The sequence below is a fragment of the Paracoccus sp. UBA889 genome, from assembly GCA_002294185.1.
In the GTDB taxonomy this organism is placed as follows: domain Bacteria; phylum Pseudomonadota; class Alphaproteobacteria; order Rhodobacterales; family Rhodobacteraceae; genus Paracoccus.
In genome coordinates, this window is record DBFD01000016.1 from 1 (window position 1) to 15353 (window position 15353).

The window sequence follows — 15353 nt, forward strand, 5'->3', positions numbered from 1 at the left end:
GGGAAAACTTCTTTGAAAGTGATAATATCTTTTGTTTTCATGAATTTGATATCTGGACAACTTCGGGACGACACGGTTGTTGTCGGGGGTGTCCACAACCCGTATCGCGGCGCCGCGGGTCTTGTCCACTTGTGGATTGCCAGCCTTCGTTCCGGTTATGTCCCGGGCGGAATTCGTGTCCTTGCAGCCATCCTCAGGCGTACCAACATGCCCCGGACCGATTCCCCCACGATTCCGTCCACAAAAGCCGGGTCTTCGCTGCAACAATGGCGCGTTGCGGCCGCGTTCGGACTTTTTCCATCGTCGCCAAAGGATTACTCTGCCCGAAACGATCAATGGACAAAGCAGATGCAAGACGATCCCGCCAGACCGGCCGCACAGATCCCGCTTGCCGGCGTCATCGGGATGCCGATCGCCCATTCGCGTTCGCCCCGCCTGCACGGATTCTGGCTGCAACGCTACGGCATCGCGGGCCATTACATGCCGCTGCCCGTTCGGGCCGAGCATCTGGCCGACGTGCTGCGCGTCCTGCCGCGGGCGGGCTTTGTCGGGGTGAACGTGACGATTCCCCACAAGGAGGCGGTGCTGGCCCTTGCCGACGCGGTTTCGGACCGCGCGGCCCTGATCGGGGCCGCCAACACGCTGATCTTCCGCCCCGACGGCAAGATCCATGCCGACAACACCGATGGTTATGGCTTCATCGCCAATCTGCGCCAGAACGCGCCCGACTGGCGGCCCGATGCCGGCCCCGCGGCGGTTATCGGCGCCGGCGGCGCGGCGCGGGCGGTCGTCGCCTCGCTTCTGGACAGCGGCGTCCGCGAATTGCGGATCAGCAACCGCACCCGGATCCGGTCGGAACAGATCAAGTCCGAATTCGGCGCGCGTCTGGTCGTCTATGACTGGGCGCAGGCCGGCAACATGCTGGAAGGGGCCGGTCTGGTCGTGAACGCCACCTCGCTGGGCATGACCGGCAAGCAGCCGCTGCGGGTGCCGCTGGACGCTCTGCAGCCGCAAGCGCTGGCCACCGATCTGGTCTATACCCCGCTGGAAACGCCGTTTCTCGCCGCCGCTCGCCAGATCGGCTGTCACACCGTGGACGGGCTGGGGATGTTGCTGCATCAGGCCGCCCCCGGCTTCGAACGCTGGTTCGGCCACCGCCCCGATGTTGACGAGGAAACCCGCCGCGTGGTGCTGGGATGAGCTTTCTTCTGGGACTGACCGGGGGCATCGGCATGGGCAAGTCCACGACGGCGCGGATGTTTCGCGATCTGGGACATCCGGTCTGGGACGCCGATCAGGCCGTGCACGATCTCTATGCCAGGGGCGGTGCGGCGGTCGAACCCGTCGCCGCCGCCTTCCCTGAGGCGCTGAAGGACGGCGCCATCGACCGTCCGGCGCTGAAACAGGCGCTCGGGGCCGATCCGGCGGCGTTGAAACGGCTGGAATCCATCGTCCATCCGCTTGTCGCCGCCGACCGCAGGGCCTTTGTCGCGCGCCATTCCGATGCCGCACTTGTCGTCCTGGACATCCCGCTTCTGTTCGAGGGCGATGGCCAGGGCCAGCTTGACGGCGTCGCCGTCGTCAGCACCGACTCCGAGACACAGCGCAGGCGGGTGCTGGAACGCCCCGGCATGAATCGCGACACCCTGCAGATGATCCTGGACCGGCAGATGCCGGATGTGCGGAAACGCGCGCTTGCCGACTGGATCATCCCGACCGATACACCAGAGGGCGCGCGCGCCGCCGTCGAAGCCATCTGCAAGGAGATCGCCGCCCATGCGTGAGATCGTTCTGGATACGGAAACGACCGGCTTCGACGCCGAGAAGGACGACCGCATCGTCGAGATCGGCGCACTGGAACTGATCAATCATCTGCCCACCGGCCGTACCTTCCACGTCTACATCAACCCAGGACGCCCGATGCCGCAAGAGGCGTTCGAGATTCACGGGCTTGGCGACGATTTCCTGCGCGACAAGCCCGGTTTCGCCGAGATCGCGCAAAGCTTCGTCGATTTCGTCGCCGAGGATGCGCGGCTGGTGATCCACAATGCCAGCTTCGACATGAAATTCCTGAATGCCGAACTGCGCCGGGCGGGGTTTCCCACGCTTCCCTGGTCGCGGGCTCTGGACACGCTGGCGCTGGCGCGCGAGAAATTTCCCGGCTCGCCCTCGTCTCTGGACGCGCTTTGCCGCCGCTTCGGCGTGGACAATTCCAACCGCGATCTGCACGGTGCATTGCTGGATTCGGAATTGCTGGCCGAGGTCTATCTGGAACTGATCGGCGGCCGCCAGCCCGATCTGGTGCTGGACCGTCCCGGCGCAACGGGCACGGATCAACGACAGGCCGCCGGTCTGATCCGCAGGGCCCCGCGCCCCGCGCCCCTGCCGCCCCGCCTGACCGAGGCCGAGGCCGCCGCCCACGCCGAATTCACGGCACGGATGGGCGAGGCTTCGCTGTGGTTGCGGTTCGGCACATGAGATCGTTGCGCCCCCGCCGCGATCCCGCGGCCCGGCCGGGCGCGAAGGGGGCCAGATGCTGAGCCTGATCCGCGATCTGTGGAGTTTCTGGTCCGCCATCTTCGAGCGGATGGACAAGATCCACATGGGCCTGATCGCGGCAGGGGTCGCCTTCTATGCAATGTTCGCGGTCTTTCCCGGACTGGCCGCGATCATCGCGCTGTGGAGCCTGTGGTTCGACCCGACGGTGATCATGGCCTATGTCGACGTGGCCCACGAATTCCTGCCCGAAGGCGCCGCCAAGCTGATCGACGGACAGGTGCGGTCGCTGACCTCGGCCGAGAACACCTCGATCGGCTGGGCCTCGTTCATCTCGTTCATGGTGGCGACCATCGCGGCGCGCGCGGGGGTCGATGCGTTGGTGCGCGGGCTCAACGCGGCCTACGGCGTCCGCTCGCATTCCACCATTTTCGGCTTCATCCTTGCCTATGGGCTGACCCTGGCCATCGTCGGCATCTCGCTGGCCGGGCTTGCGACCATCGTCATCGTGCCGGTCGTCCTGAACTTCATGGTCATCGCGCCCCTGCGGGCATGGCTGGTAACCGCGCTGCCCTGGGCGGGCATGTTCGCGCTGGTGATCCTGGGCATCGGCATCCTTTACCGCTATGGCCCGAATGTGAAGACGCCGCGCACGCCGGTCTTTACCTGGGGGGCGCTGTTTGCGGCCTGTCTCTGGGCGGCGGCCTCGGTCGCGTTTTCGGCCTATCTCAGCAGCTTCAACAGCTATAACCGGATCTATGGCTCGATCGGAACCGTGGTCGCGCTGCTGATGTGGTTCTACCTCGCGGGTTTCTCGGTCCTTCTGGGCGCGCTGATCAACGTCGAACTGGCCCGCCGCCGCCGCATCAGGGCCGCCCGCGAGGCCCGCGAGGGGCTGCGCGACTAGACGCCCGGACCGCGACCCGAGATGAAAGGGCCGCAGGCCGGGACGGGCGGAACCCGGCCCGGCGAAGGGTCAGGCCGCGTCCAGCCCCTCGGTCGAGGCGAAGAACATCGCCTGGCTGACGGCGGACCGGACCTGTTCCTCGCTGTAGGGCTTGGAAATCAGGAAGGCCGGCTCGTGACGGTCGCCGGTCAGAAGCCTTTCGGGGAAGGCGGTGATGAAGATCACCGGAATATCGCCCATCTCGCGCATCATCTCGTTCACCGCGTCGATGCCGGAAGATCCGTCGGCAAGCTGGATATCGGCCAGGATCAGGTCGGGGCGCGCCTTTCCGGCCAGATCGACGGCCTGGGTATGGGTGCGGGCGACGCCCGTAACCTCATGACCCATCGCCTGAACGATGCCTTTCAGGTCCATGGCGATGATCATCTCATCCTCGATCACCATGACCTTGCCGCTGATTGCCTGGCCCATTTCGTTCAGCGCGATCTGGACCAGTTCCTCGGCCTCGCGCTGATCGACCTGCATCACGCGGGCGATCTGGTCATAGCGCAATTCCTCGATCGTGCGCAGCAACAGCGCCTCGCGCGAATTCGGCGTCAGGCGGCGCAGATGATCCTGGGCGCGTCTTTCGCGGACCGAATCGGCCTCGGCGACGGGCTGGCCCGAACTCTGCCAGATGGCATGGAAGGTGCGGAACAGGCCGAGGCGGGTATCATCCTCGTCCTGCAACACCGACCGATCGGTCAGGATCGCTTCCAGGGTGGCTGCGGCATAATTGTCCCCGGCGGTCTGGCTTCCGGTCAGCGCGCGCGCATAGCGGCGCAGATAGGGAAGCTCGCGTCCGATCGATTGGGCGAGATTGGCTGACGACATTTTCCTGTCCTTGAATTTCGCATGTTGCGGAACCTTCCCTAACCCCTACAGGTTGGCTAGGGTGCGCACAAGATTTCCGGGACTAACAAAAACATGACACCGAAACGAGATGAGCGGCAAAAGGCCGCCTTCGAAAAACAGATCGACGAGAACCTGAGGCGGGTCTACGAGCAGGATGCCAACGAACAGGTTCCCGATCGGTTCCTCGACCTTCTCAAGCAACTGCGCGAGCAGGAATGACAATTCCCGCAAGCATTCTGCCGCGAAGGCGCACCCCATGACGAAAACCCCGCAGACCGATCCCCGCGACGAGCTGGTCGATCACCTTCCGGCGCTGCGCGCCTTTGCCCTGTCGCTGACACGCGAGGGGGCTTCCGCCGACGACCTGGTGCAGGACACGATCGTCAAGGCATGGACCAACATGGACAAGTTCCAGGCCGGCACCAATCTGCGTGCCTGGCTGTTCACCATCCTGCGCAACACCTTCTATTCGGCCCGCCGCAAGACAAAGCGCGAGGTCAGCGACACCGACGGCATCCATGCCGCCCGCCAGGCCACGAGGCCCGATCATGACGGACGGCTTGCGCTGAAGGATTTCCGCGCCGCTTTCGAGCAACTGCCGGATGAACAGCGCGAGGCGTTGATCCTTGTCGGCGCATCGGGTTTTTCCTACGAGGAAGCGGCCGGCATGACCGGCGTCGCCATCGGCACCGTCAAGTCGCGCGCCAATCGCGGCCGCCGCAAGCTGGCGGAGTTGCTGCATCTCGAACACGGGGAAGAACTGGACATGACCGATCAGGCAACGCTGGCGGTGATGTCTGCCAATCAGGGCATCACCCGCTGAGGAAAGGGCGCGCGATGCTGAGACGGCTTCGCGACAGGCTGGAATTCACCCGCGGGCTGGGCTTCCGGCTTGGCACCCTTCTGTCGGTGGCGATCCTGCCGCTGGGGCTGATTTCGCTGATCCAGAACCTCAACCTGGCGCGCGAAGCCGAACGCAGCGCCGAGATCGCGCTGATGGGCCGCACCGCATCGGCCGCCGCGGGCGAAAGGGCGCTGCTGCAAAGCGCGCTCGGTTCGGCCGACGCGCTTGGTCCCGCCGTGCTGGAGGCGCTGGACCGGCCACAGGTCTGCGCCGACCTGATGCGCAATTTCATCGAACGCAGCGCCACCTATGTCTATGCCGGCTTCACCCGGCTGGACGGGCGCAGCGATTGCAATTCCGGCGCGAATGGGGGCGTTGCCGCCGACATGCGCCAATCGCCCGCCTTCAAGGCCTTTCTCGCCCAGCCCGGCACGATGGTTACATCCGTCGAACGGGGCATCGTCAGCGGCCGGTCGGTGGTTCTGGTGATGCAGCCATTGTATCGCGACCGGGAATTGCTGGGCTATGTCGGCCTGTCGCTGACCCATGAATTGCTGCAATCCACGCACGCGATGGCTTTCGCGACCGACGGCGCCCGGATCGTGACCTTCAATCAGCGCGGCGAAATCCTGACATCGGATCTGTCCCAGGACGGATCGGCCCGCGACATCATCCCGCGCGACACCGACCTGATCGGGCTGCTGTCGCGCAGCGAGACCAGTTTCCGCGCGATTTCGGGCAGCGGTCAGGAACGGGTCTTTACCGTGGTTCCCGTCGTGCCCGGCCTGGTCTATGCCCTGGGCAGCTGGAGCCCGAAGATCGCGGGGCTGGGCCTGTTCCAGCTGTCGCGTTTCGGCGCCGTGACGATTCCCATCGCCTTGTGGCTGGCCTCGCTGGGCGTGGCCTATTTCGCCGTTTTCCGTCTGGTGCTGCGCCATATCACCGTGCTGCGTGGCCAGATGCGCCGCTTTGCCATCGGCAACCGGTCCGAGCCGCCGCCGGTCCTGTCGGATGCGCCCACCGAAATCGCCGATGTCAGCCAGACCTTTCACAACATGGCCCGGATCCTGATCCGAGACGAGGAAACCATGGAGGAGGCGGTCGCCGAAAAGACCGTTCTGCTGAAAGAGGTTCATCACCGCGTCAAGAACAATCTTCAGCTCATCGCCTCGATCATCAACATGCAAAGCCGGATGATCGAAAACAGCCAGGCGCGCGGCGTGCTGCGGTCGGTGCAGGACCGGGTTGCCGCCTTGGCCACGATCTATCGCAACCTCTACCAGGCCGAGCATCTGGACGCGGTCGAGGCCGACCGGCTGATCGGCGATATCGTCAACCAGCTTGCCAATGCCTCGGTCGGGCCGGGCAGCGATCTGAATATCAGCACCGAGATCGCGCCGCTGACGCTGCTGCCCGATCAGGCCGTGCCGCTGACGCTGCTTGCGACCGAGGCTTTCACCAACGCGCTGAAATATGCCGGGACGCCGGCCGGCGGTTCCGCGCCCTGGGTTTCGATCCGGCTGTCGGAAACCGAGCCGGGCCGCGCCCTGCTGGTGATCGAGAACTCGGTCGGCGATGCCTCGCGCGACAGCGATGGCGACGGCACCGGTCTCGGCGGTCAGCTGATCGAGGCGTTCTCGACCCAGCTGGACGGCGAAGCCGAGATCCAGTCGATGGACGACCGCTATGCGCTGCGGCTGGAATTCACGATCGTCGCGCCCAGCATGATCGGCGTGTCCGATCCGCGCAATGTCGTGCTGACCTCGGCGGCGCGCGAGGGGTCGCGGCATTGACGCCGGACTGTCGCGCCTTGCGCCGCCGCGCGGCGACGCTATCTTTCATTCCATGAGCGTGATCCAGGGCCAATACGATCTGAGCACGGGCGAGGGGCTTCTGGCTTGCCCGCGCTGCGATGCGCTGCATGTCGAGGAAGAGCTTGCCGAGGGCGAAACCGCGCGCTGCATCCGCTGCGGCACGGTTCTGGCCAAGCCGCGCGGCGGCGCGTTCAGCCAGTTGATCGCGCTGTCCTTCACCTCGATGGTGTTGCTTCTGGGGGCGGTGTTCTTTCCCTTTCTCGAAATCTCGCGGATGGGATTCGGCAATGCGACCTCGCTGTTCGGCGTGGCGCTTGCCTTTGCCGACGGGGTGTTGCTGCCGCTGGTTCTGGCGGTGCTGGCCATGGTGATCGGCCTGCCGGTCCTGCGCGCCTTTCTGCTGGTCTATACGCTGGTGCCGCTGGCGCAGGGCAGCGCGCCCTATCGCCACGCCGCCACCGCCTTTCGCCTGTCCGAGACGCTGCGACCCTGGTCCATGGCCGAGATCTTCGTGATCGGCACCTCGGTTGCGCTGGTCAAGGTGGCCGGTCTTGCCACGGTCCATCTGGGCCCGGCGTTCTGGGCCTTTTGCGCGCTGATCCTGGTCAACCTCGCCTCGCGCGGCTTCATGTGCCAGACCACGATCTGGGACGCCATCGAGGATGCCGGACAGAAGACGGATGGCCGCGAGATGGTCGAGGTCCGTCAGCCATGAGCGGGGCCGAAACCGGAACCGGCCATCGCGGCCCGGTCATGACCGCCCACCGCGCCGGATTGCTGGGTTGCCATTCCTGCGGCAGGGTCTGGCCCGAAACCCGGACACGCTGCGCCCGCTGCGGCGCCGTGCTGGTGCCCCCGGACCGGCGCCGGCTGCAGCATGTCTGGGCCTGGTGGTTCGCCGGGCTGATCCTGTATATTCCCGCGAACCTGTTTCCGATGATGAGCACGCAGACCTTCGCGGGGCTTCAGGGCAACACGGAATCCACCATCATCGAAGGCGTGATGGAACTGATCCATTATGGCAATTACGACATCGCGGCGATCGTCTTCGTGGCCTCGATCGTGGTGCCGATCGCGAAATTCGTGGCCATCGCCTGGCTGGCCATGGTCGCGGGACGCCCCGCCACGACCGAACAGGCCCATACCCGGCTGAAGATCTTCGAGGTGGTCGAATTCATCGGCCGCTGGTCGATGATCGATGTCTTCGTGGTCGCGATCCTGTCGGCGCTGGTGCAGCTTGGCTTTGTCGCCTCGATCCATCCCGGTCCTGCCGCTGCGTCTTTCGCGCTGTCTGTTGCGTTTACAATGCTTTCCGCGCAAAGTTTCGATCCAAGACTGATCTGGCGCGGATTGCCGCTGCGCAGCCGGACCGAAGACTGACGGGCAGGGAAGCAACAGGGAATGAGTGATACGCCGCCGCCGAAACCGGCCTCTCCGGTGCGCAAGACCGCGGTCCGTGCGGCGCAGGCCGGCGTGAACGTGATCTGGCTGGTGCCGATCATCGCGCTGGTGGTCACGCTGGCCATCGCCTGGAATGCCTTTGCCGAACGCGGCAGCCTGATCGAGGTCGAATTCGCCGATGCCACCGGCGTGACCCCCGGCGAGACGGTCCTGCGCTTTCGCGAGATCACCGTCGGGCAGGTGGAATCCGTCAGTTTTACCCCTGACTTGTCGAAGGTCATCGTCCAGATTCGCGTGGACAAGGACGTGGCACCCTATATCGACGCCGATGCCGCCTTCTGGATCGTGCGCCCGCAGGTCACCGCGCAGGGGGTGACGCGGCTCGACACGGTTCTGACCGGCTCGTTCATCGAGGGATACTGGGATGCGCAGGTCGCTCAGCCGCAGACCCGTTTCGTGGGCCTGGTCCGGCCGCCGCTGATCCGCGAGGACGCCAAGGGCACCTGGGTCCGGCTGACGACCGACAATGCCGACGGGCTGACCGAGGGCGCGCCGATCCTTTTCCACGGGCTCGAGGCCGGTCGCATGGAAAACCTGCGGCTGGACGAAAGCGGTCAGAAGGTGATCGTGGACGCCTTCATCGAGGCCCCGTATGACGAAAGGCTGACGACCCAGACCGTATTCTGGGACACTTCCGGCTTTTCGCTGTCGCTGGGAACCAGCGGACTGGCCTTCAACGTCAATTCGCTGTCCTCGCTGTTGCAGGGCGGGGTTGCCTTCGACACTCTGGTCAGTGGAGGCCAGCCGATCGGGCGCGACCAGGTCTATGCGATCCAGGCCGATGAGGACGCGGCGCGCAATGCCGTGTTCACCGGCGAGGACGACAACCTGCTGCGGCTGAGCATCCTCGTGGGCGATTCCGTGCGCGGGCTGCAGACCGGCGCCGAGGTCCAGTACGAAGGTCTCCGCGTCGGCCAGGTCACCGATCTGGCCATCGATGTCAGCAAGGATCCCTCGGGCACGACCGCCGTGCGCCAGCGCGTCAATATCGCCATCTCGCCGGCGCGGATGGGCCTGCCCGACGGCACCACGGCCGACCAGACGCTGGCCTTCCTGCAGGACGCCGTGGCCAAGGGGCTGCGCGCGCGGCTGGCCGCTTCGGGCTTTCTCGGCGCGACGTTGATGGTCGAACTGGTCGAGATCCCGGGCGCGGCCCCCGCGCAGATCGACACCGCGGCGCAACCGAATCCGATCATGCCCTCGGTCGAGGGCGATCTTGAGGATTTCACCGCCAGCGCGCAGGGATTCATGACCCGCATCGGCAACCTGCCGATCGAGGAAGTGCTGCAATCGGCGACCGACATGATGAACGCGGTGACCGCGCTGGCCGCGTCGCAGGACACCCGCGCGATCCCGGAAAGCGTTCGCGCCGCGATGCAGGATGCGCAGCAGACCCTGGGCGATATTCGCCAGATGGTGCTGGATTTCCGCCAGACCGGCGCGGCCGAGAATGCGGGCACCGCGCTGGCCGATGCGCGCGAGGTGGCCGACAAGCTGAATCAGGCGGTCGAGCGGCTGCCCCAGATCATGGATTCGGTTCAGAATGCAGCGACCTCGGTCCGCGACGTGGACTTTGCCTCGATCGGGGCGCAGCTTGACGCCGCCCTGCAGGAAATCCGCGACGTGATCGGCACGCCCCAGGCTGCCGCGCTGCCGGCCAGGATCGCGAGCCTGATCGATACGCTGAACCGCACCGCCGGCCAGATCGACCGGATCGCGGGGGACGTGCAGCAATCGGGCGCCGCCGCCAATCTGGGCAAGCTGGTCGACGAGGCCGCCGCCGCCGCCGAGGCGGTCCGGCTGGCCGCCGCCGACGTGCCGGCCATGGTCGATCAGATCGACGCGACCGCCGCCGCGGTCGAGAAGTTCGGCTTTGCCGAGGTCAGCAATCAGGCCGAGGGGATCCTGGCCGATCTGCGTGCCATGCTGGGCAGCGATGATGCCGCGCAATTGCCGCGCAATCTGTCGAAGGTTCTGGCTTCGGCCTCGGGGTTGCTGGACGATCTGCGCGACGGCAACGCGGTCGGCAGTCTGAACGACACCCTGCGATCGGCCAGCGTCGCCGCCGACGAGGTGGCCCGGTCGGTCCAGCAATTGCCGCAACTGATCCAGCGTCTGCAGGCGACCGCCGGGCGGGCCGACGCGGTGCTGGGCGCCTATGGCGATCGGTCCACCTTCAACAACGAAACGATCGGATTGCTGCGCGAATTGCGCCGGGCCAGCGAAGCCGTGGGATCGCTGGCGCGCCTGATCGAACGCAACCCCCGCGCCTTCATTCTGGGACGATGAGATGATGACGATGCCTTTCGCCTCGCGCAGGACCGCCCCGCTGATCGCGGCCCTTGGCCTTCTGGCGCTGGCGGCCTGTTCCAACCCGGAAAAGACCGCCCGCTATCTGATCGACCCGCCCGCCACCGGCGACATGGTCGCGAACCGGTTGGGCACGGCCGAACTGAAGGACGTGTCGCTGCCCGAATATGCCTCGGGGCAGGAGGTTTCCTGGCAGACGCCCGATGGCGCGGTGCGTTCCACGCCGGACGATCTGTGGGCCGACAGCCCGCAACGGGCCTTTACCCTCAGCCTGGCGCGCGCGATTTCGGACGTCTCGGGCGCGACGGTGATCGGCGAGCCATGGCCCCTGGCCCAGCCGCCACAGCGCGTGCTGGAGGTGCGGGTCGAAAAGGCGCTGGCGCAGGCGAATAACATCTATCGGCTGTCGGGACGCTATTTCGTCTCGGACGAGGGCAGCGGCGGGTCCAACCAGGCCCGCAGCTTCGACATTTCGGTTCCGATGGCGGGCGAACAGCCCGCCGCCGTGGCTGCCGCCGTCTCGCAGGCCATCGCGCTGCTGGCCCGCCAGATCGCGACCTTGTCAGGGCCGGGCCGCAGCATCGCCACCCGGACCCAAGCCGATCCCTTTGCCGTGAACCCGCTGTTCTAGGCCGCCGACGATCCGTGCGGCATCAGTCATCCCGCCCTCGTCCCGGTCGCCGTGACGCCGAAGGCGAAAAGGGCGGACGGTCCGAAGACCGTCCGCCCAGGGCCGCCCGCAAGCGGGACGTCGAGCAGGGAGGAACTCGTTACAAGGAACTGCTCAGCGGGCGGACCCCGTCCGGACTGCCTTCGGGACGGGATTGCGGGTCTGCGCCGTGATCGGACGCTTCGGTGGGATCATAGCCCATGACGCGACAGATGACGGGCAGGACAAGGTGATCGAAACAGGCGCGGTCGGGATTGAAGGCGCCCGGTCGGCCCAGACCGCCGCATTCCTCGCAATCATGCAGCCTGCCCCAGCAGTTCGGGCAGGCGCCAAGCGCGCAGGCCAGCATCTCGGCGTGATCGATCAGCAATTGGTTCTCGCGTTCCAGGCGGCGGAACGCGGCCCAGGTCGGGCGGTCGGGACCGGGTAGAGGAGCCTCGGTCCCGGACCGCCCCGGATACGCCGCATTCAGGGTTTCCAGTGCGCGGCGGACCGGCTCATTCTCTGCACCCCCCGGTCCGGCGCCCAGAAGCTGAAGCGCGGCGATCACGTGATTGAAATTCGACACAGGCTGACTGGTCATATCGGTCACTTCCTCTTCTCTGACGCGGGTCTTGCCAAGGTCTTTTCCGCGTCGTCCTGAGGCGGTTATCGGGCTGCGCCGTGAAAACAGCGTGAATCCCGCCGCGTGAAACCGCCACGAACGCGGCAGGACAGCAGTCGAGAAGGGCCTTTTTTACCCTAGAAGGGCAAAAACCGGTCGATTCCGTCCAGAACCGGCGTCGGGTTCGGCTGGGCGGCGTGAAGTTGGGCCAGGGTGCGAATCGCGCCCCGGTCGGCGGGCGCGTCGCCCGCGGCAAGGCGTGCCGCCAGCCAGCGGGCGAATTGCGGCGCGGCCAGCGACGTTCCCGCCTGGATCGAGAATCCGCCGCTGGCGCGCCCGCGCACGATCATGCCGCTCAGGCCATGCGAGCGATCGACCGGCAGCAGGCAATCCCCGCCCTGGCCATCGCCCAGCGTCGAACAATAGGATGTCAGCGACAGTCCCGCCGCCTCGACCGCGCCGGCGCGGATTGGCCGCGCGCCGCCGGCATAGGTGTTGAAGGCACCGTCCCGCACCACACGCGCGCCGCTGGCGGGCGGATCGGACAGGATCGGCCGTCCGGCCTCGTCCTCGGCGCGGTAGGCAGGATCATGGAGCGAGCTTTGCCGGGCCTCGCGGGGGAAGCCTCGGATCACCTCGTCACGCTGGACCGAGGTCTCGTAAACCCCGTCCAACGATCCCGGTGCGATCCCGACGCGCCATTCGCCGGGCATCGCCCAGGGCTCTCCGGGGAATTGCGGACAGGTCGGATTGACGATCACCGTCGCCCCCTCGCGCCAGCGACCGTTCTCCAGCAGGCGCGGCGTGTAGTAGGCGCGGCCCAACTCGGCCCCGTCCGCGCCGGTCAGCAGCGAATATTGCCAGGGCGCAGTGAAGGCAGTGGTCGTCGGGGCAAGGCCCGGCGGCGTCACGGTGATCTGGAACCTGCCATCGGGCGGGCCGTCATGGACCGGGCCCCAGATCTCGATCGGGGTGATGGTGCGATCGTCCGGCTGGATGCGCCAGCCGATGTCCTCGCCCGGCTTCAGCCGCGCGAACAGCCGAGACTGCCGGTTGTTGCCCGTGGGCAAAACGAAATGGACCGGACCCAGATCGGCAGCGGCGACCGCCGACACCGCATCCATGAAGCGCTCCAGCAGGCTGGATCCGTCGCGCGCCCCTGCGGTCAGTCCGAAACTGAGATTGATGACGACGGGCAGCCGGACCGATCCGGCGGACAGGCCGCGCCGCGCCTCGACAAGGCGGCACAGACGTCGGGCGCGGGTGATGATGAACAGGATCGAGGCGAGGATTGAGACCGGGGCCAGCGTGCCCATCGAATCCTCGGTGATCCTGGGGGGAAGATTGACGGCGATCAGGGGATGGTCGCGCCCGGCCGGATCCTGGGGCGCGAAACCGGCGGCCAGCAGCGCGACCGCGGCGCCGTGCGGATCGGAATAGGCTGTCGAAGGCGTGCTGTCGCGCCGGAAGTCCAGAACGCCGCTGGCGCGATAGATCGCGTCCTCGCCCGGAAGTACACCAGCCGCCACCTGTTGCAGCAACTGCCCGATCGCCGGCCCCCGCAATTCGATCCCCGAGGGCAGATCCAGCCCCGGACCGCCCGCGAAGGCCGCGTCCTGCGCCCAGAAGGCCGCCACCCGGCTGACGCCGCCCGGCAGGGTCAGCCGCTCATGCGCGAAGGGGATGGCATCGTCGATCACCGCCAGGATGCAGCCGCGATCGGGGTCGGGGAGGGCCGCGTCCTCCAGGTAGGCCAACGCCGGATCGTCCAGGTCGCTGTCGTCCAGTTCCTGCGGGTCGGGATTCATCGCATCATCGGGCAGCACGCCGGCAGGATCGTTCACGAAATCCTCGAAGGCCGACATGATGGCCAGCGCGATCATTCGCCAAAGCTCCGGCGGATCAGATCCTCCAGCGCCTCTGCCATCTGGCCGGGCAGCTTGGCTCCGTCCTCGGGCTGGTGATCCGGCGGCGGCGCGGTCTGGCCGCGGCGGGCGCGAAGCTGCTGCCAATAATGCATGTAGGGCGACAGGCCGGGGCGATAGCGAGTGTAGGCGGCAACGGGTGCGGTCCATTCCGGCTGCGCCTTCCCGCAATTCGGATCGTTCGGTTCCTGTTTCAGCTCCACCGCTGCCCCCATTCCGCGACCGCGCGCTTGCACAACGATCCCCACAGCGGAGCGGGCCTGACGCGCGCGGCGTCCGTTGAAAAGCTGGTCGAAGGATCGGCACCCGCGACCATCTGGTTCAGGATCGCATAGTGGAAATCGCGCGGCTGGCCGGAATCGTGGAACAGCGTGCCGTCAAAATCGCCCCGGCCCACCTCGCCGGCGCTGCCGAAGGCGGATTTGCGTGCCCGTGCCGCCAGATACCGGCCCAGCTGAATGCCCAGAACCGCCCCCGCTGCGCTGTCGGCGGGAAAATGCACGCCGGCGACGGTGCGGTTGATCGAAATCCGGCAGGCAAGTCGGTAAAGCTGGCTGTCGGACGCCACGCCGGCATCCGGATCCTGCAACAGCGCCAGAATCGTGGCCAGCGTGAAGGCCTGCGTGGCATGGCCGCTGGGCAGCGAGGCATGCGACGGGCAGGCGATCATCGGCTGGATGCGGTCGCTGAACTGCGGCGGGCGCGGGCAGCCCAGGTTCAGCTTGACGCGCATGACGACGAACGTCGCCATGTCCTGCGCCAGATCCAGCATTTCCAGCGTGGCGGGCGCGCGGCTGGCCTCGATCGGCAGGATCGCGGCGAAGAAGGGGACCAGATGCTGGGTCTGGACCTGGATTTCGGCGGCGCGGTCGCTGCGCAGTTCGGCATAGCTGCCGATCAATGTCGCAGCCTGGCGGAAATCGTCCAGGCCGGGCCGGGTGATCGCGGCCAGTTCGGTATAGCTGGCCTTCAGCGGATTCGTGCCGGTCTTGCGGCGCAGGACGGTGATGGTCCGGGCGGTGTTCTCGGCGGGGTCGTAGCCGGTCGCGGAAAAGCTGATGTCCTCCAGCAATTCGCCCGCCATGACCGCCTCGCGGTCGATGTCGTCCAGCCGTTCAAGCCGCGCGGTGATGTCCAGGCCCGACGTCTGGCCGGCGACGGGCTGGATCTGTTCGGTGCCCGCGATGGCCTCGCGGGTGCGGATCAACGCGGCCGCCATGAGGGTCGACCCCGGCCCGATCCCGCCGCCCTGGGCATTCTGTGCGTTCTGGGCATTTTGCGCGTTTTGCGCATTCTGAGCGTTTTGCGCGTTTAAAACTGCCATCGGAGAACCACCTTCCCGCCTGCTCCGACCACCACGACCGGTTTGCCGTGTCAAAATTTATCGTTTAAGGGTAACACATTTTCTTGATCACAGCGACGGACAAT

Annotated in this window: 16 protein-coding genes; 11 read left to right on the forward strand and 5 right to left on the reverse strand. The window is 66.4% G+C overall.

The genetic code is table 11. The features are described 5' to 3' along the window. Positions 1-348 precede the first annotated feature (348 nt). Genes B4L36_RS01825 through B4L36_RS01840 form a run of 4 tightly spaced genes read left to right on the forward strand, consistent with a single transcriptional unit; the run spans position 349 to position 3403 of the window. Positions 349-1200 carry a shikimate dehydrogenase gene (locus tag B4L36_RS01825; RefSeq protein WP_292951471.1) on the forward strand — a complete coding sequence of 284 codons (852 nt, stop codon included), beginning with the start codon at positions 349-351 and terminating at the stop codon, positions 1198-1200. Then, on the forward strand, positions 1197-1784 hold the full coding sequence (gene coaE / locus B4L36_RS01830; protein WP_292951474.1) for a dephospho-CoA kinase: 588 nt from the start codon (positions 1197-1199) through the stop codon (positions 1782-1784). The genes B4L36_RS01825 and coaE overlap by 4 nt, the downstream gene beginning before the upstream one ends. Further along, a complete protein-coding gene (gene dnaQ, locus B4L36_RS01835; RefSeq protein ID WP_292951477.1) occupies positions 1777-2478 on the forward strand; it encodes a DNA polymerase III subunit epsilon in 702 nt (233 codons plus the stop codon). Before coaE ends, dnaQ begins: the two co-directional genes overlap by 8 nt. A gap of 55 nt (positions 2479-2533) precedes the next feature. Further along, positions 2534-3403 carry a YihY/virulence factor BrkB family protein gene (locus B4L36_RS01840; protein ID WP_292951480.1) on the forward strand — a complete coding sequence of 290 codons (870 nt, stop codon included), beginning with the start codon at positions 2534-2536 and terminating at the stop codon, positions 3401-3403. 69 nt (positions 3404-3472) lie between these two features. Here the strand turns inward: B4L36_RS01840 and B4L36_RS01845 are convergent, their stop codons facing one another. After that, positions 3473-4276 (reverse strand): response regulator, encoded by an 804-nt coding sequence (locus tag B4L36_RS01845; RefSeq protein ID WP_292951483.1) that lies wholly within the window; start codon positions 4274-4276, stop codon positions 3473-3475. A gap of 93 nt (positions 4277-4369) precedes the next feature. On the opposite strand from B4L36_RS01845, the gene B4L36_RS01850 reads away from it, so the two are divergent. The 7 genes from B4L36_RS01850 to B4L36_RS01880 are packed head-to-tail and all read left to right on the forward strand — an operon-like array spanning position 4370 to position 11357. Beyond that, entirely contained in the window at positions 4370-4516 is a 147-nt protein-coding gene (locus tag B4L36_RS01850; RefSeq protein WP_292951486.1) for a NepR family anti-sigma factor, read from the forward strand. Between the two features lie 37 nt (positions 4517-4553). Next, entirely contained in the window at positions 4554-5120 is a 567-nt protein-coding gene (locus B4L36_RS01855; RefSeq protein WP_292951489.1) for an RNA polymerase sigma factor, read from the forward strand. A gap of 14 nt (positions 5121-5134) precedes the next feature. Next, positions 5135-6934: a sensor histidine kinase gene (locus tag B4L36_RS01860; RefSeq protein ID WP_292951492.1), complete on the forward strand. Its 1800-nt coding sequence runs from the start codon at positions 5135-5137 to the stop codon at positions 6932-6934. 52 nt (positions 6935-6986) lie between these two features. After that, the gene (locus B4L36_RS01865) at positions 6987-7670 is read left to right on the forward strand and encodes a paraquat-inducible protein A (protein WP_292951495.1); all 684 of its coding nucleotides are present in this window, start codon (positions 6987-6989) and stop codon (positions 7668-7670) included. Beyond that, positions 7667-8335, forward strand: coding sequence for a paraquat-inducible protein A (locus B4L36_RS01870; protein WP_292951498.1), 669 nt, complete (start codon positions 7667-7669; stop codon positions 8333-8335). The genes B4L36_RS01865 and B4L36_RS01870 overlap by 4 nt, the downstream gene beginning before the upstream one ends. Positions 8336-8356: 21 nt before the next feature. Next, positions 8357-10705 (forward strand): intermembrane transport protein PqiB, encoded by a 2349-nt coding sequence (locus tag B4L36_RS01875; protein WP_292951501.1) that lies wholly within the window; start codon positions 8357-8359, stop codon positions 10703-10705. Between the two features lie 4 nt (positions 10706-10709). Further along, positions 10710-11357, forward strand: a complete 648-nt coding sequence (locus B4L36_RS01880) for a PqiC family protein (RefSeq protein WP_292951504.1) — start codon at positions 10710-10712, stop codon at positions 11355-11357. Between the two features lie 139 nt (positions 11358-11496). Here the strand turns inward: B4L36_RS01880 and B4L36_RS01885 are convergent, their stop codons facing one another. From B4L36_RS01885 to B4L36_RS01900, 4 genes are all read right to left on the reverse strand, one after another. Continuing rightward, the gene (locus B4L36_RS01885) at positions 11497-11979 is read right to left on the reverse strand and encodes a hypothetical protein (protein ID WP_292951507.1); all 483 of its coding nucleotides are present in this window, start codon (positions 11977-11979) and stop codon (positions 11497-11499) included. 158 nt (positions 11980-12137) lie between these two features. Further along, positions 12138-13883: a hypothetical protein gene (locus B4L36_RS01890; protein WP_292951510.1), complete on the reverse strand. Its 1746-nt coding sequence runs from the start codon at positions 13881-13883 to the stop codon at positions 12138-12140. Further along, positions 13880-14128, reverse strand: coding sequence for a hypothetical protein (locus tag B4L36_RS01895; protein ID WP_292951513.1), 249 nt, complete (start codon positions 14126-14128; stop codon positions 13880-13882). Before B4L36_RS01895 ends, B4L36_RS01890 begins: the two co-directional genes overlap by 4 nt. Beyond that, a complete protein-coding gene (locus B4L36_RS01900; RefSeq protein ID WP_292951515.1) occupies positions 14119-15249 on the reverse strand; it encodes a phosphatase PAP2 family protein in 1131 nt (376 codons plus the stop codon). The genes B4L36_RS01895 and B4L36_RS01900 overlap by 10 nt, the downstream gene beginning before the upstream one ends. Positions 15250-15353: the final 104 nt, after the last annotated feature.